General features: G+C 62.4%; 17 protein-coding genes. 8 read left to right on the top strand and 9 right to left on the bottom strand.

The window, feature by feature from the left end; translation table 11 throughout:
• The 3 genes from AAG799_RS10485 to AAG799_RS10495 all read right to left on the bottom strand — a co-directional run.
• On the bottom strand, positions 1-422 hold a 422-nt coding region (locus AAG799_RS10485; protein ID WP_341895778.1), incomplete at its 3' end, for a molybdopterin-dependent oxidoreductase.
• Positions 423-1,556: an FAD-binding oxidoreductase gene (locus AAG799_RS10490; protein WP_341895779.1), complete on the bottom strand. Its 1,134-nt coding sequence runs from the start codon at positions 1,554-1,556 to the stop codon at positions 423-425.
• A gap of 132 nt (positions 1,557-1,688) precedes the next feature.
• Complete coding sequence (locus AAG799_RS10495; protein WP_341895780.1) at positions 1,689-3,146, bottom strand: NAD-dependent succinate-semialdehyde dehydrogenase; 1,458 nt, start codon at positions 3,144-3,146, stop codon at positions 1,689-1,691.
• A 210-nt stretch (positions 3,147-3,356) separates the two neighbouring features.
• On the opposite strand from AAG799_RS10495, the gene AAG799_RS10500 reads away from it, so the two are divergent.
• Genes AAG799_RS10500 through AAG799_RS10510 form a run of 3 tightly spaced genes read left to right on the top strand, consistent with a single transcriptional unit; the run spans position 3,357 to position 4,870 of the window.
• A complete protein-coding gene (locus AAG799_RS10500; RefSeq protein ID WP_341895781.1) occupies positions 3,357-3,827 on the top strand; it encodes a host attachment protein in 471 nt (156 codons plus the stop codon).
• Positions 3,827-4,657, top strand: a complete 831-nt coding sequence (locus AAG799_RS10505) for an ATP-dependent Clp protease proteolytic subunit (protein ID WP_341895782.1) — start codon at positions 3,827-3,829, stop codon at positions 4,655-4,657. The genes AAG799_RS10500 and AAG799_RS10505 overlap by 1 nt, the downstream gene beginning before the upstream one ends.
• 3 nt (positions 4,658-4,660) lie before the next feature.
• Positions 4,661-4,870, top strand: a complete 210-nt coding sequence (locus tag AAG799_RS10510) for a ChaB family protein (RefSeq protein WP_341895783.1) — start codon at positions 4,661-4,663, stop codon at positions 4,868-4,870.
• On the opposite strand, the gene ppk2 is transcribed toward AAG799_RS10510, so the two are convergent.
• From ppk2 to AAG799_RS10540, 6 genes are all read right to left on the bottom strand, one after another.
• A complete protein-coding gene (ppk2, locus tag AAG799_RS10515) occupies positions 4,867-5,646 on the bottom strand; it encodes a polyphosphate kinase 2 (protein WP_341895784.1) in 780 nt (259 codons plus the stop codon). The two genes, AAG799_RS10510 and ppk2, sit on opposite strands and share 4 nt — an antisense overlap.
• A gap of 6 nt (positions 5,647-5,652) precedes the next feature.
• Positions 5,653-6,543, bottom strand: a complete 891-nt coding sequence (locus AAG799_RS10520; RefSeq protein ID WP_341895785.1) for a pirin family protein — start codon at positions 6,541-6,543, stop codon at positions 5,653-5,655.
• 42 nt (positions 6,544-6,585) lie between these two features.
• Positions 6,586-7,674, bottom strand: a complete 1,089-nt coding sequence (locus AAG799_RS10525) for a PLP-dependent cysteine synthase family protein (RefSeq protein WP_341895786.1) — start codon at positions 7,672-7,674, stop codon at positions 6,586-6,588.
• A gap of 82 nt (positions 7,675-7,756) precedes the next feature.
• A complete protein-coding gene (locus AAG799_RS10530) occupies positions 7,757-9,049 on the bottom strand; it encodes a TRAP transporter large permease (protein WP_341895787.1) in 1,293 nt (430 codons plus the stop codon).
• Positions 9,040-9,480 (bottom strand): TRAP transporter small permease, encoded by a 441-nt coding sequence (locus AAG799_RS10535; protein WP_341895788.1) that lies wholly within the window; start codon positions 9,478-9,480, stop codon positions 9,040-9,042. The genes AAG799_RS10530 and AAG799_RS10535 overlap by 10 nt, the downstream gene beginning before the upstream one ends.
• A 109-nt stretch (positions 9,481-9,589) precedes the next feature.
• On the bottom strand, positions 9,590-10,570 hold the full coding sequence (locus AAG799_RS10540; protein ID WP_341895789.1) for a TRAP transporter substrate-binding protein: 981 nt from the start codon (positions 10,568-10,570) through the stop codon (positions 9,590-9,592).
• 297 nt (positions 10,571-10,867) lie between these two features.
• On the opposite strand from AAG799_RS10540, the gene AAG799_RS10545 reads away from it, so the two are divergent.
• Genes AAG799_RS10545 through AAG799_RS10565 form a run of 5 tightly spaced genes read left to right on the top strand, consistent with a single transcriptional unit; the run spans position 10,868 to position 15,366 of the window.
• Positions 10,868-11,614, top strand: coding sequence for a FadR/GntR family transcriptional regulator (locus AAG799_RS10545; RefSeq protein ID WP_341895790.1), 747 nt, complete (start codon positions 10,868-10,870; stop codon positions 11,612-11,614).
• 40 nt (positions 11,615-11,654) lie between these two features.
• Positions 11,655-12,566: a 5-dehydro-4-deoxyglucarate dehydratase gene (gene kdgD / locus AAG799_RS10550; protein WP_341895791.1), complete on the top strand. Its 912-nt coding sequence runs from the start codon at positions 11,655-11,657 to the stop codon at positions 12,564-12,566.
• Between the two features lie 23 nt (positions 12,567-12,589).
• Entirely contained in the window at positions 12,590-13,411 is an 822-nt protein-coding gene (locus AAG799_RS10555; RefSeq protein WP_341895792.1) for an NAD(P)-dependent oxidoreductase, read from the top strand.
• Positions 13,412-13,415: 4 nt separating this feature from the next.
• Positions 13,416-14,501 (top strand): mandelate racemase/muconate lactonizing enzyme family protein, encoded by a 1,086-nt coding sequence (locus AAG799_RS10560; RefSeq protein WP_341895793.1) that lies wholly within the window; start codon positions 13,416-13,418, stop codon positions 14,499-14,501.
• A 13-nt stretch (positions 14,502-14,514) separates the two neighbouring features.
• Positions 14,515-15,366, top strand: coding sequence for an amidohydrolase family protein (locus tag AAG799_RS10565; protein WP_341895794.1), 852 nt, complete (start codon positions 14,515-14,517; stop codon positions 15,364-15,366).
• Positions 15,367-15,505 lie beyond the last annotated feature (139 nt).

Raw genomic sequence — 15,505 nt, forward strand, 5'->3', positions numbered from 1 at the left:
CGCTTCACATGGCGCAGGCGGTTGATGCCGTCGCGCTGCACCAGGCCCATGGTGCCGGCATAGAAATAGGGCCAGACGGTTTCGCTGCCGTATTTCTTCTCGGCCGCCAGCAGGGCTTCCGCCGTGCGGTCCAGTGCCTCGTCCCAGGAGATCGGCGCGAACTGCCCGCTGCCCTTGGGGCCCACGCGCCGCAGCGGTTGCAGCAGGCGCTCGGTGTGGTTGGCGCGCTCGGCATAGCGCGCCACCTTGGCGCAGATCACGCCGGCCGTATAGCTGTTCTCTTCCGCGCCGCGTACCTTGCCGATGGTGCCATTCGGCAGCAGCTCGATCTCCAGCGCGCAGGTCGACGGGCAATCATGCGGGCAGGCGCTGTGGCCGATCCTGGGCTTGGTCTTGGCGGGCGGAGAAAACGGGGCGTTCATTTACCGTAGTCGGCTGGGGCTGAGGTCATGTTCGGCAAGGCCGAGATCGACCACATCCTGCGGCAAACCACGGCCCTGCGCCAGCGCCGCGGCGACCCGGGCCATGGCGGCCGAGGTCTGGATACCGTAGCCCCCCTGGGCGGCAAGCCAGAAGAAACCGGTCTTTTCCGCGTCAAACCCGCAAACCACAGTGCGGTCAGCGACGAAGCTGCGCAGGCCGGCCCATTTCGCCGCCAGACGACGCACCTGCAGAGTGGACACGGTTTCCAGGCGGTCGACGGCGATGGCGATGTCCATCTCGTCAGGTTGCGCATCGCAGGGTTCGGAATCGGTTTCATCGCAGGGCGACAGCAGGATGCGGCCGGCATCGGGCTTGAAATACCATTCCTCGTCGGCGTCGATCACCATCGGCCAGGCGTGAATATCCGTGCCGTTCGGCGGATCGAAGGTGACTGCCGTGCGGCGCTTCGGCTTCAGGCCGATCGGCGTCGCCCCGGCCATGCCACCAACCACATCGCCCCAGGCCCCGGCGGCATTGATCACCACCGGCGCGGAGAACACCCCCTTGCTGGTCTCGACCTGCCAGTCGTTGCCGACCTTCTGCAGGCCGGTGACTTCCGCATCGGTCACCATGCGGCCACCGGCCGCGGTCATGCCGCGCAGCAGGCCGTTATGCAGGGCATGCACCTCGATATCCATGGCATCGGGTTCGGCCAGCGCACCGCCGCTGACGGCCTCGGGCTTCAGCACCGGCATCAGCGCCTGGGTCTCGGCGGCGCCAAGCCGCCGCACCGTCGGCACCAGCTTGCGCATATCCTCAAATTTTCCGTCCAGCTCTGCGGCCTGCGCCGTGCTGCCGATATGCAGTGCGCCGCGCGGCGTGAGAATCGGCACGGACGCAAAACCGGCCGGCGGATTCATCAGGAAGTCGCGGCTGGCCACGGTGAGCGCACGGATCGGCGCGTTGCCATAAGTCTCGGCGAACAGCGCCGCCGAACGGCCGGTGGTGTGGTAGCCCGGTTGGCTTTCGCGTTCCAGCAGCACAACCGTTTTGCCTTCACGCGCCAGCTCATAACCGGCACCGGCGCCGGCGATGCCACCACCGATAATCACAACGTCACAACGATCCGCCATGCAATCCTCATCTAAGTCCGGGGCTGCCGCGGCATCTTTTGCGCCGTCGACAGCCCCGACTATAGAGATCGCCGCATACCGCGACCAATACCTTCATGGCATGGCGCAATGTTGCGCCGTGCCGTCTTCACATCAAACACCGCCGAAGCAGAGGTATTTCAGCTCGATGAAGCTGTCGATGCCGTATTTCGAACCCTCACGGCCATGGCCGGATTCCTTCACGCCGCCGAAGGGGGCTTCTGCCGTCGAGATCAGCCCCTCGTTGATGCCAACCATGCCGTATTCCAGCTTCTCGGCCACGCGCCAGACCCGGCCGATATCGCGGCTGTAGAAATAGGCGGCCAGACCATAGGGCGTGTCGTTGGCCAGATTGATGACTTCGGCCTCGTCCTTGAACCGATACAGCAGTGCCACGGGGCCGAAGATTTCCTCCTGTGCGGAGTCCATCTTGGTGGTGGCGTCACCAATCACGCTGGGCTGGTAGAAGGTGCCACCCAGTTCATGTTTCTCACCGCCGACCAGAACCTTGGCGCCCTTGGCCTTGGCATCCGCCACCAGCCGTTCGACCTTGTCGAGTGCATCCTGGTTGATGAGAGGTCCCTGATTGACGCCCTCGGTGAAACCAGGGCCCGTCTTCAGCTTCTTCACGGCCTCCGTCAGCTTGGCGGCAAAGGCATCATAGACCTTTTCCTGCACGAAGAAGCGGTTGGTGCAGACGCAGGTCTGCCCCGTATTGCGGTATTTCGAGATGATCGCGCCGGTGACGGCGGCGTCGATATCGGCATCGTCAAAGACGATGAACGGCGCATTGCCGCCAAGCTCAAGCGACAGTTTCTTCAGGGTGCTGGAGCTTTGCTTCGCGAGAATCTTGCCGACTTCGGTGGAGCCGGTAAACGACACCTTGCGCACGATCGGATTGGTGGTCAGTTCCAGACCGACCTCGGCGCCGTGCGAGGAGGTGATGACATTGAACACACCCTTGGGGATGCCGGCCTGCTCGGCCAGCCAAGCCAGTGCCAGGGCACAGAGCGGTGTGTCTTCGGCCGGCTTGACCACCACCGGGCAACCGGCGGCCAAGGCGGGCGCCACCTTGCGGGTGATCATGGCAATCGGGAAATTCCATGGCGTGATGGCGGCGACCACGCCGATCGGCTGTTTGATGACGACGATGCGCTTGTCGGCCGCATGCCCCGGGATGGTGTCGCCATAGATGCGACGGCCTTCCTCGGCGAACCATTCGACGAAACTGGCGCCATAGACCACCTCGCCCTTGGCTTCCGCCAACGGCTTGCCCTGCTCCAGCGTCATCAGTGCGCCGAGATCGTCCTGGTTCTGCAGGATCAGATCGTACCATTTGCGCAAAATCGCGCCGCGCTGCTTGGCAGTGAGCGCGGCCCAGGCCGGCCAAGCCATCTGTGCAGCCACGATAGCGCGCTTCGTCTCCGCCCTGCCCATATCCGGCACTTCAGCGATCAGGCTGCCATCGGCCGGGTTGGTGACCTGGAAGCTCTTGCCGCTGTCCGCCCCTATCCAGGCCCCGTCGATGTAAGCCTGACGGCGCAACAGGTCGGCATGCTTGATATGTGTCATCGGGCGTCCTCCTCAAAAGCCGGATGTTACTTTGATACGCAGCGCGCGATCCGGCAATGCCCGCGCCAGCTTTCTCCGCCCGGCTCATATAAGGGCCCCACGCAGAAGGGGTATTGCCGCTGCGCAATCAGCCAAGGCCGGGTTGACGCATATCAAGAGCCGCTACCGGCCTTTGTGGCACTGTGATGCGCCGAACCAAGGAGAACAGTCATGGCGATCCCTCTGCCGTCTCCCACCTGGATACTGGTCGCAGATGCCAGCCAGGCCCGGATTTTCGAACTGCGCAGCCTGGCCGACCCGCTCGCCGCGGTGCCGGATTTCACCATGACAGCCGAGGATACCCACGGCTTTTCGCGCGACCTGAAAAGCGATCGTCCCGGTCGCGCCTTCGCCAGCAGCGACAACCGCCGCGCCGCCGTAGAGCCGCGCCATGATCCGCACCAGCTGGCCAAGGACCGCTTCGCCGAAGCGATTGCCGAACGTCTCAATCATGCCTGTGGCGAGAAGCGCTTTGTGCAGTTGGTGGTGATCGCGCCGCCGCGCCTGCTCGGTGCCCTGCGCCAGGATTTCAATGCCGCCGTTCGTGCCACTGTTGCGGTAGAGATCAACAAGGATCTGGTGAAGGCCGATCGCGCTGACATCCTGGACCATGTCAAAGCGGCATTGAGCCCGTCGCGCTGATGGCACTCAGCGACCTGATCTGGATATTCTTCATCGGCATGGCGCTGCAGCCGATGCTGCGGCAGCGCATCCTGATCCTGATGCGCGCGCGCAAAATCATGCAGCTGCAGCGGCTGCGCGGCAGCCAGGTGATCACCCTGGTACACCGGCAGGAAACTATGCGTCTGCTGGGCTTTCCGCTGGTACGTTACATCGATATCGACGACGCCGAGGATGTGATCCGCGTGATCCGCGACACCGATCCCGACATGCCGATCGATATCATACTGCACACACCAGGCGGGCTGGCCATCGCTACGCTGCAGATTGCCGCCGCCCTGCGCCGCCATGCCGGCCCGGTCACCGCCTTCGTACCACATCTGGCGATGTCGGGCGGCACCCTGATCGCGCTTGCCGCCGACAAGATCATAATGGCACCCGATGCCATGCTGGGGCCGATCGACCCGCAGGTCGGCGGCTTTCCAGCCGCGTCGATACTGCGAGTGCTGCGCGACAAGCCGATCGCCGAAATCGACGACCAGACCCTGATCCTGGCCGATATCGGCGAGAAGGCGACTCGCCAGCTGCGTGAGGCGGCCCTGCAGTTACTGGTCCGGCACATGCCGCCCGAGAAAGCGGCAGACCTGGCTGATCAGTTGAGCAAGGGCCAGTGGACGCATGACTATCCGATCACGGTGGATGAAGCCCTCAGACTGGGTCTGCCAGTCAGCACCGACTTGCCGGACGAAGTGACGGAACTGATGCAGCTCTATCCGCAGCCCGTGCGTACGACACCCAGCGTGGAGTATGTTCCGCCGGTGCCACGCCGGGCGGAACCGCCGGGCCGCTGAGCCATGCCTTATGCCAGCAATGCCGATTTGCCGGCAAATCTGCGCGAAAAGCTGCCCGTCCATGCGCAGGACATCTTCCGCGCCGCCTTCAACCATGCTTGGCGGGATCATAGCGACGACGCAGAGCGGGAAGCGATTGCCCATCGCATTGCCTGGGCTGCCGTGAAACACCGCTACGAGAAGCTAGGTGAACGCTGGGTAGAGCGGCGCTAGACCGACAGCCTGCCGTCGCGCAGCGCATCGCGGTCGAAGGGAAATACGATGGCACGGTCGGGAGCGATCTGGCGCGGCTTTGCCTTACCACTGTATTCCAGGCGGGATAACAGGTCGCGCATCAGGTTGAGGCGAGCCATCGGCTTGTCGTTCGCGCGCACAATGGTCCAGGGGGCATAGGTGACGCTGGTGCGTGCCAGCATCAAGTCGCGGGCATGGCTGTAGTCTTTCCAGTGCTTCAGCGCTGCCTGGTCGATGGGACTGATTTTCCACTGCTTGAGCGGATCGTTCCGGCGCGCCTGCAGTCGCGCCTTCTGCTCGTCGCGATCGATATCGAGGTAATACTTGAACAGCTGGATGCCGGATCGAACCAGCAGATCCTCGAAGATCGGCACGGCAACGAGAAAATCCTCGCAGTCCTGCTTGTTGCAGAAGCCCATCACGCGCTCGACACCGGCGCGGTTATACCAGCTCCTGTTGAACAGCACGAATTCGCCACCGGCCGGCAGATGCGACACATAGCGCTGAAAATACCATTCGCTGCGCTCACGGTCAGACGGCTTGCCCAGTGCAACGATGCGGGTTTCGCGTGGACTCATATGCTCTGTGATGGCCTTGATGCTGCCATCCTTGCCTGCGCCATCCCGCCCCTCCAGCAGGACCAGAATCTTTTGATGATGCCGGATCAGATGGCGCTGCAATTTGACCAGCTCGATCTGCAGCTCGCGTAGCGCGGCATGGTACACGCCGTTATCCTTAGTTTTCGCGCGCTTCATGCCCCGTTACACCCCATCAGGCAGTGGAATGAAGTCGGTCTCGCCAGGCACCTTGGGCCAGTTGCCAGAACGCCAGTCCATCTTAGCCTGCTCGATACGCTCCTTGGACGACGAGACGAAATTCCACCACAGATTCCGTTCGCCATCGAGCGGCGCACCACCCAGTACCATCAGCCGTGCCGCGCCGCGGGCGACGATCTTGGGCTGCGCGCCGGGCTTGAGCACCAGCATCGTGCCGCTTTCATAAACATTGCCGTCAAGAATGACTTCGCCAATGGCAACATAGACGGCGCGCTCTTCATCGTCGGGCAATGGCAAGGTGGCACCATCGCTGAGCTGGGCATCGAGATACACCATCGGCGCGAAAACCTGGGCCGGCGATGTGGCGCCAAAGGCACTGCCGGCGATCAGCCGCAGGCGGGCGCCGGGCTTCTCGATTTCCGGCAGGCTGCTGGCCGGATGGTGATGGAAGGTCGGCTCGGTTTCCTCATGCGCTTTCGGCAGCGCGAACCAGGACTGGATGCCGTGTAATGCAGCGCCGCTCTGGCGCAGTTCAGGCCGGGTTCGCTCGGAATGGGCGATGCCACGACCGGCCACCATCCAGTTCACATCGCCGGGCCGGATCGGCTGGACCACGCCAAGACTGTCGCGATGCATGATCTCGCCTTCGAACAAGTAGGTGACGGTGGCCAGGCCGATATGCGGATGCGGCCGCACATCCAAGCCCTGGCTAGGCGCGAACTGCACCGGCCCCATATGATCGAAGAATACGAAAGGCCCGACATGACGCCGCTTGGCATAGGGCAGCACGCGACGGACGGTGAAGCCATCTCCCAGATCGCGCAGGCGCGGCACGATCAGCAGATCGACGGAGTCAGGCAGGGCGGCTTCGGACATCGGCAGGCCTTTCGAAAAACACCCGAGACTAGCGCGATCCGTTCAACCCTGCCAGCAGCCGTCGTTCACGATCCCGGTCAGGCGTTTCAGATCGGGAGCGATATCAATGCCCTGCGCCGCCAGCCAGGCATCGTCATAATAGCTGGCGGCATAACGTTCGCCGCTGTCGCATAGCAGCGTCACCACGCTGCCCCGCCCGCCCTGGGCCTTCAATTCGCAGAGCAGCGTCAGGGCGCCGACGAGATTGGTGCCGGTGGACCCGCCGACACGGCGGCCGAGCAGGCCCGACAGCAGGCGCATGGCGGCCAGCGAGGCGGCATCGGGCACGCGGATCATGCGATCCACTACATCGGGCATGAAGGAAGCCTCGACACGTGGCCGGCCGATGCCTTCGATGCGCGAGGATTTCGGACAAACCAGCCCGGGATCGCGGCCATGCCAGAAATCGTGGAACACGGAATTCTCGACATCGACCACGCAGAGCCGGGTGTCCAGCCGGTGGTAGCGCAGGTAGCGGCCGATGGTGGCCGAGGTGCCGCCGGTGCCGGCACCCACCACGATCCAGGCCGGCTCGGGGTTTTCCTCGCGTGCCATCTGCTCGAAGATCGATTCGGCGATGTTGTTGTTGCCGCGCCAGTCGGTGGCGCGTTCGGAATAAGTGAACTGGTCCATGTAATGTCCGCCGCAATCCTGTGCCAGCCGTTCGGCCTCGGCATAGACATGGCTGGCCTGCTCAACCAGATGGCAGCGACCGCCATAGAATTCGATCTGGGCAATCTTTTCGGCCGAGGTGGTCTTCGGCATCACTGCGACGAAAGGCAGACCCAGCAACCGGGCGAAATAGGCTTCGGAAACCGCTGTCGAGCCGGAGGAGGCTTCAACAATGGTGGTCCCGGGCCCGATCCAGCCATTGCACAGGCCATAGAGAAACAGCGAGCGCGCCAGCCGGTGCTTCAGGCTGCCGGTTGGATGGCTCGACTCATCCTTGAAATAGAGCGTCAGGCCGGGAAAGGCCGGCAGCTCCAGGCGAAAAAGATGCGTATCCGCCGAGCGGTTGAAATCGGCATCGATGCGGCGCAGGGCCTCGTTGACCCAGTCGCGCGCCGAAGACTCCTGATGAACGGCTGACATGCGGTGTTCCTTCTGACAGGCCTAAGCCATAGCCAGAAGGAACACCGCCGCCAAGTCTTTCACAAAGATAATCTGTGCAATCTCAGTGGGTCGGACCGAGAATCAGATTGGGCAGGAACAGCGAGAAATGCGGCACATAGGTGACCAGGAACAGTGCCGCGATCAAGGCGCCATAGAAGGGCCAGATCGTTTTCATCACATGACCGATGGAGACCTCGCCGATGGCGCAGCCGACGAACTGCGTGGTGCCGACCGGCGGCGTGTTCAGGCCTAGCGCGCAGTTGATCAGCATCAGCATGCCGAACTGCACCGGCCCCATGCCATACTGCATGCAGATCGGCAGGAAGATCGGCGTGCAGATCAGGATGGTTGCCGCCATATCGAGGAAGGTGCCGAGCACGAACAGGATCACGTTGACCAGCAGGAACACCATCCAGGGATTGGTGGTGATGCTCGACAGGGCCTGGCCGGTCAGGTCGGCGACGCTGTAGAGGCTGATCAAATAGCCAAAGGTGTTCGACACCCCGATCAGCAAGAGAACAATACCGGTGGTCTTCACCGCCTTGGCTGCGGCCTTGATCAGATGCTCCCAGGTCAGCGACTTGTAGAGCAGCGTGGCGAGCAGAATGGCGTAGACCACGGCGATGGCGGCAGACTCGGTGGCCGTGAACACGCCGGTCAGGATGCCGGTGATGATGATCACCACCACAAAAAGGCCGGGCAGCGCGGCCGCACCCGAACGCAGCACCACATGCCAGCCCGGGAAGGTGCCGGCCGGATAGCCGCGCCGGATCGCCACCAGATAGGCCGCAACCAGCATGCAGAGCGTAAGCAGCGCGGCGGGAATCATGCCGGCCACGATCAGGGCGGCGATCGAAACCTTGCCGCCGGCGGCAAGCGAATAGATGATCATGTTGTGGCTGGTCGGCATCAGCGCACCGACCAGCGAGGCATGCGTCGTCACATTGACGGCGTAATCGGCGTCATAGCCCTCCTTCTTCATCATCGGAATCATGACGGCACCCATCGCCGAAACGTCGGCGACCGGCGAACCGGAAACGCCGCCGAACAGTGTGCAGGCCACGACATTCGACATGCCCAAGCCGCCACGGATATGACCGACCAGATTCTTGGCAAACTGCACGATGCGGTCGGCAACGCCGCCATAGAGCATCAGTTCGCCGGCGAAGATGAAGAACGGGATGGCCAGGAAGGAAAAGATGTTCATGCCAGCGGCCATGCGCTGGAACACCACGGCGAGCGGCAGGCCTTCATAGACGATGGTGGCGATGGCCGAGAGGCCGATGGCGAAGGCTACGGGTACACCAAGAACCAGGAAGCCGAAAAAGCTGACGGCCAGAATTGTCAGTGCCATGACGGGCGAACCTCTTCGCCCTGCACCAGGGCCAGAATATGCTCAAGCGAGAACAGGGTGATCAGCACGCCGGCAATCACCAGCGGCAGGTGATTGAGGCCCTCGGAAAGGCCGAGCGTGGGAATCTTGTAGGGCATTACTGACTCGGCCAGTACCCAGGCATTCCAGCCCATGACCATGCCGAAAGTGCCGACCAGCAGATGGATCAGGATTTCCACCCAGATCCGGTGCCGCTCGGGCATGACCATCACCAGCACCGATTCCAGGCCGATATGGCCGGCATCACGCACGCCGACGGCAGCGCCGAACATGGTGACATAGAGCACGAAGACCAGCGCCAGGCTCTCGGCCCAGGTGGGCGTGTCGTTCAGCACATAGCGGCCGAAGACCTGGTAGGTGACGACCACGACGATGCCCAGAAGGCCCGTCACGGCGACATACATACAAAGCCGGGATATCCAGGCGTTGATGGGGCTTAACCAACTCAGCATGGATACTCCCGGCTTTGCAATCTCAGTACTGCAGTGTTTCAGGCGACGATCAGTTGGTGTCCTGGATGCGCTTCACCAGAGCCTGCAGCTTGGCGTCACCGGCAAACTTGGCATAGACCGGCTTCATCGCGTCCTGGAACGACTTCTTGTCGATGTCGCTGATGATCTGCGAGCCACCGCCCTCGACCGTCTTGCGCGACTTGGCTTCCTGATCGTCCCACAGCTTGCGCATGTAGGGCACCGACTCCTTGGCCGCCTTGCGGATGATGTCCTGCTCGTCCTTGGCCAGGCCGTCCCAGACCCGCTTGGAGAAGACCAGCAGTTCCGGCGCCATCGAATGTTCGGTCTGGCTGTACATCTTGGCCACTTCGTAATGGCGCGAGCTGTCATAGGACGGCCAGTTGTTTTCCGCACCATCCACAACGCCGGTCTTGAGCGCGGTATAGACTTCGGCATAGGGCAGCGGCGTGGCATTGGCGCCCAGCGCCTGCATCATGGCGACCCACATATCCGACTGCTGGACACGGATCTTCATGCCCTTCATGTCGTCGACGGTCTTGATCGCCTTCTTGGTGGTGTAGAAGCTGCGCGAACCGCTGTCATAGAAGGCCAGGCCGACGAAACCCTGAGGCTCCAGCGCCTTGAGAATGTCTTCACCGATCGGGCCATCGAGCACGCGGCGCATATGATCCTTCGACTTGAAGACGAAGGGCAGCGCAGGAACGATGGTTTCCGCCACGATGTTGTTGAACGGCGAGATGTTGACGCGCACCATGTCCAGCGCGCCAAGCTTGGTCTGCTCGATCGTGTCTTTCTCCGAACCGAGCGCGCTCTGGCCAAACACCTTGACGCTGTGCTTGCCGCCGGTGCGCTCACCGATCAGCTTGCCCATATAGGCCACCGCCTGGACGGTCGGATAGTCCATCGGATGCACGTCCGATGAGCGGAATTCCTTGGCCGAGGCCACACCGGCAAAACCGGCCGCCACCGCCAGCCCGAGCAGAGCGCGAGCGACAATACGAGTCTTCATTTTTGGTCTCCTCCCTTGCGGGACGGCTTGGTGCCGGCCGCGTTCACGACATAGGTTGGTCGTCGTGTTATCATACAACACTTCTGCAAATTGAAGTCAACGCCGATCCAGGCGGCTAGTAAAATTTTACTAAACCCTCGGGTTTAATGGCTGATTATATGGATTTAATACGCTGCACCGCAGCGAATCGTGCGCCGGAGCAGATTTTCCCGCATCAGGGCAAAAAGCCCAAACCCGTCAGTTGTCATACAAGCTGAAGGGTGATAATTCTCGAATCCGACCAATGGAGGATTCCCTGTGACGGCACTCCGCCGACGCGAAACCCTGACCTCGCAGCTGACCAAGACGCTGACGGAGCGAGTTGCCAAGGGCGCGCTCAAGCCCGGCGACAAACTGCCCAGCGAACAGGAGCTGATTGAGGAATTCGGTGTCAGCCGGACCGTGGTGCGCGAGGCGATCTCGTCGCTGCGCGCCGCCGGCCTGGTGGCGACCCAGCAGGGTGTCGGTGCCTTCGTTCTGGCAGCTGCCGCGAACCAGCCCTTCCGGATCGACGAAACAAATCTCGACCTGATCCGCGAAGTGATCAACGTGCTGGAATTGCGTATCGGCCTGGAGGCCGAGGCCGCAGCACTCGCCGCCCAGCGCCGCAAGCCGGAGCATCTGGAGGCCATGCGCGGCGCGCTCGACCGCATGGCGCTGGCGATCGAGGCCTCGGAGGATGCCGTGGCGCCGGACCTGGATTTCCACCACACCATTGCCGAAGCGACCGGTAACCAGCATTTCACCCATCTGTTCGGCTATCTGGGCGCCCTGATGATCCCGCGCGCCCGCGTGCAGACCTTCCGCTTCTTCGCCGATGACCGCAGCGCTTACCTGAATCGTGTCAACGGCGAGCATGAAGACATCTACCAGGCCATCGCCCGCCAGGATGCCGATGCCGCCCGCTCGGCCATGCGGTTGCATCTGAGCAACAGCCGCGAGCGGCTGCGCAAGGCCATGGAGCAGTCGCGCGAGGCATCGCCCGCGCTGCCCAGAGGCGCCTGACCCCTTTCCCACCCTATTGCTTTGGTACAGAGGTGAACTGATGGAACCCAATGCCCTCAAGGCCGCGATTTCGACCGGTCTGCTGTCCTTCCCGGTGACCGATTTCGATGCGGCCGGCGATTTTGAGCCAAAGGGTTATCGCCGCCGCCTGGAATGGCTGGCGCCCTATGGTGCCAGCGCGCTGTTCGCTGCCGGTGGCACCGGTGAATTCTTCTCGCTGGCACCGGATGAATACAGCGCCGTGATCAAAACCGCCGTTGATACCTGCAAGGGCAAGGTGCCGATCATTGCCGGCACCGGCTATGGCACCCGCCAGGCCATCGCCTATGCCCAGGAGGCTGAGCGCCTGGGCGCCGCCGGCCTGCTGGTGATGCCGCATTACCTGATCGAGACCGATGCCGAAGGCGTCAGTCGCCATGTCGCCGCGATCTGCAAGAGCGTGAAGATCGGCGTCATCGTCTATAATCGCGGCGTCTGCCGCCTGGGCCCGGATCATCTGGCCAAACTGGCCGAGCAGTGCCCGAACCTGATCGGCTTCAAGGACGGCATCGGCGATCTGGAACTGATGGTCGCCGTGCGCCGCAAGATGGGCGACCGTTTCTCCTATCTGGGCGGCCTGCCGACCGCCGAATTCTTTGCCGCGCCCTACAAGGCGATGGGCGTGCCGGTTTATTCCTCGGCCGTGTTCAACTTCATCCCGAAGACAGCAATGGATTTTTATCGCGCGATTGCCGCCGACGATACCGCGACCTGGACCAGGATTCTCGACGATTTCTTCATGCCCTATGCGGCGATCCGCAACCGCCGCCCCGGCTATGCCGTCAGCATCATCAAGGCTGGCGCCAAGCTGGTCGGCTACGATGCCGGCCCGGTGCGCACACCACTGGTCGACTGCAGCGAAGAAGAGCATAAAATGCTCAAGGTTCTGATCGACAAGATGGGCCCGCAGTAAGCGGGGCGACGGAGGAAATGACGATGAAGCGTGTTCTGCTTACCGGTGCTAGCGGTGGCGTCGGCACCCGGCTGCGCCAGCTGCTCAAGCCGCTGTATCCCGAGCTGATCCTGAGCGATCTCAATGCGCCGGCCGACCTGCGCGGCGACGAAACCTTCATCCCCGCCGATCTGGCCGATGCCGCCGCCATCGAGAAGGCCTGCGAAGGCGTCGACGGCATCGTGCATCTGGGTGGCTACTCGGTCGAAGGCCCCTGGGAGACCATCCTCAATGCCAATATCATCGGCTGCCACAACCTGTTTGAGGCCGCGCGCAAGCAGGGCGTCAAACGCGTCGTCTTCGCCTCCTCCAACCATGTGATGGGCTTCCACCCGCGCAGCAAGAAAATCGGCATCGAAGCCGTGCCGAAACCCGATACGCGCTATGGCCTCAGCAAGCTGTTCGGCGAGGGCCTCGGCTCGCTGTATGCGCATAAGCACAATATCGGCGTGCTTTCGATCCGCATCGGCAATTTCGGCGATAAGCCGATCGACGAGCGCCGGTTGGCGATCTGGCTGAAGCCCGATGATCTGGTGCAGTTGATCCGGATCGGCCTGGAAAAGCCCGGCCTGGTGTATGACGTCGTCTATGGCATGTCCGATAACAAGCGCGCCTGGTGGGACAACAGCCACGCCCTGTCACTGGGCTACAAGCCGAGCGGGAAATCGGAAGACTTCGCCACCGAAGCGGTGGAAGCGCAGAAAAAGCTGCCGAAAGACCCGGTGGGCGATTACTTCCAGGGCGGCAGTCCGTTCTGCAGCCAGGAATTCGCTGGCGATTTCGAGAAACTGAAAAAGCTGTCCTGAACCGATGCGGATCAAGAGCGTCGATACGGTCACGCTGAAAATTCCGTTCAGCGATCTCTACGAGGGGCCGCGCGCCAAACGGCGCGGCTGGACCGAATTCGATACCCTGCTGATCCGCATCGAGACCGAGGATGGCCTGGTCGGCTGGGGCGAGGCCTTTGCCTATGGCTGCGCCAGCGCCGTGCGGGCGATGATCCAGGATACGGTGGCGCCACTGGTGATTGGCCAGGACATCACCGATATCGCCGCCTTCACCCTGAAGCTGCAGCAGGATCTGCATATCTGGGGCCGCTACGGCATCACCATCTTCGCCATTTCCGGCATCGATATCGCGCTATGGGATCTTGCCGCCAAACAGGCCGGCCAAAGCCTGGCGACATATCTGGGCGGACGGGTGCGCGAAAGCGTGACGGCCTATGCCAGCCTGGTGCGCTATGGCGGGCCCGAACCGATTGCCGCCATGACCGCGCGGGCCGTGGCGGAAGGCTACCGCGACATCAAGCTGCATGAAATCGCCTATGAACCGATTGCGGCTGCACGGGCCGCCATCGGGCCGGACATCCGGCTGACCACCGATGTGAACTGCGCCTGGAGCCTGGCCGAAGCCGAAATGATGCTGCCGAAGATGAAGGCGCTTGATCTCTACTGGGTGGAGGAACCCACCTTTCCGCCCGAGGATTACGAGATCCACAAGGCGCTGAGCCGCTTTGGTGTCGCGCTGTCAGCCGGGGAGAATGCCTGCACGGCGATGGAGTTCACCCGGCTTTCGGCGGCACTGACTTTCCCGCAGCCCAGCGTGATCAAGATCGGCGGCGTTAGCGAATTCGTCAAAGCGACGCGGCATGCTGCAGCGCTGGGCAAGACGGTGATGCCGCACTCGCCCTATTTCGGGCCCGGTTATTGGGCAACGCTCCAGCTGGCCGCCCATCTCGAGCCGGTCGGCCTGTTTGAATACATGTATGTGAAGCCCGAGGCCTATTGCGGCCACAACATTCCGCTGCCGCAGCAGGGCCAGATCGCCATCCCCGATACACCCGGCATCGGCTTCATCCCTGATGACGAGACATTGCGGCGCTATCGCGTCGCCTGATTTGGAGCCTGCCATGGAATACACCCGCGTTTTCACCGGCCCGAAGCCGAAGCTGCAGATGCCCAAGGGCGCCTGCGACACCCATATCCATTTCTACGATGACCGCTACGCCACCGTTCCCAACACACCAACGCCGCCGCCCGTCGGTATTCCCGAATACCGCCAGGTGATGGACTGGCTCGGGCTTGAGCGCGTGATCGTGGTGCAGGCCAATGCCTATGGCGATGACAACCGCCTGGTGATGGACACCACCGCCGAACTGGGGCCTGACAAGGCCCGCGCCGTGGTGGTGGTGAAGCCGGGCGTCGCCGATGCCGAACTTGAACGCCTGACCAGCGGCGGCGCCCGCGGGTTGCGTATCATGAACTTGCTGGGCGGCACGCTGGGGCTGAATGTGGCCGAGGAAATGGCCGGCCGCATCAAGCCGTTTGGCTGGAGCATGCTGCTGCAGCTCAACGGTCGCGAACTGCCCGAGCATGAAGCGATGATCAAACGCCTGCCGGTGAAGATCATCATCGACCATATCGGCAAGTTTATCGACCCGGTGCCGGTCGACCATCCGTCTTTCCAGTGCCTGCTGCGCCTGATCGATACCGGCAATGTCTGGGTCAAGCTGGCCGGCTGCTATGAGACCTCGCTGAGCGGCAAGCCGAACTACGAGGATGTCGGCCTGTTGGCCAAGGCGCTGATCAAACATGCGCCGCAGCGCATGATCTGGGCCAGCAACTTCCCGCATGCCCAGGCCGCCAAATTCGGGTATCCGGATGAAGCCGCACTGCTCGACCTGATGCTCGACTGGGCGCCGAATGAAGCCGATCGCCAGAAAATCTTCGTTGATAATCCAGCAGAATTGTACGGTTTCTGACAATTACCGGTTATTTAGCTTGACGGCAGGCGTTCCAGACTCCATATACCGCCTGCCGTCCACGGACTAATCAGCGTCGATGGCCTTTCGCGCCAGGCCGCGTGAACGAGGAGCGCTCCAACTGCTCTTTCGTCCTGCC

The organism is Ferrovibrio terrae, assembly GCF_943371255.1.
Lineage (GTDB): Bacteria > Pseudomonadota > Alphaproteobacteria > Ferrovibrionales > Ferrovibrionaceae > Ferrovibrio > Ferrovibrio terrae_B.

Bases quoted from the DNA above. Each gene is read 5' to 3' on its own strand.
- AAG799_RS10490 (WP_341895779.1), bottom strand. From the start codon at position 1,556: ATGGCGGATCGTTGTGACGTTGTGATTATCGGTGGTGGCATCGCCGGC.
- AAG799_RS10495 (WP_341895780.1), bottom strand. From the start codon at position 3,146: ATGACACATATCAAGCATGCCGACCTGTTGCGCCGTCAGGCTTACATC.
- AAG799_RS10500 (WP_341895781.1), top strand. From the start codon at position 3,357: ATGGCGATCCCTCTGCCGTCTCCCACCTGGATACTGGTCGCAGATGCC.
- AAG799_RS10505 (WP_341895782.1), top strand. From the start codon at position 3,827: ATGGCACTCAGCGACCTGATCTGGATATTCTTCATCGGCATGGCGCTG.
- AAG799_RS10510 (WP_341895783.1), top strand. From the start codon at position 4,661: ATGCCTTATGCCAGCAATGCCGATTTGCCGGCAAATCTGCGCGAAAAG.
- ppk2 (WP_341895784.1), bottom strand. From the start codon at position 5,646: ATGAAGCGCGCGAAAACTAAGGATAACGGCGTGTACCATGCCGCGCTA.
- AAG799_RS10520 (WP_341895785.1), bottom strand. From the start codon at position 6,543: ATGTCCGAAGCCGCCCTGCCTGACTCCGTCGATCTGCTGATCGTGCCG.
- AAG799_RS10525 (WP_341895786.1), bottom strand. From the start codon at position 7,674: ATGTCAGCCGTTCATCAGGAGTCTTCGGCGCGCGACTGGGTCAACGAG.
- AAG799_RS10530 (WP_341895787.1), bottom strand. From the start codon at position 9,049: ATGGCACTGACAATTCTGGCCGTCAGCTTTTTCGGCTTCCTGGTTCTT.
- AAG799_RS10540 (WP_341895789.1), bottom strand. From the start codon at position 10,570: ATGAAGACTCGTATTGTCGCTCGCGCTCTGCTCGGGCTGGCGGTGGCG.
- kdgD (WP_341895791.1), top strand. From the start codon at position 11,655: ATGGAACCCAATGCCCTCAAGGCCGCGATTTCGACCGGTCTGCTGTCC.
- AAG799_RS10555 (WP_341895792.1), top strand. From the start codon at position 12,590: ATGAAGCGTGTTCTGCTTACCGGTGCTAGCGGTGGCGTCGGCACCCGG.
- AAG799_RS10560 (WP_341895793.1), top strand. From the start codon at position 13,416: ATGCGGATCAAGAGCGTCGATACGGTCACGCTGAAAATTCCGTTCAGC.
- AAG799_RS10565 (WP_341895794.1), top strand. From the start codon at position 14,515: ATGGAATACACCCGCGTTTTCACCGGCCCGAAGCCGAAGCTGCAGATG.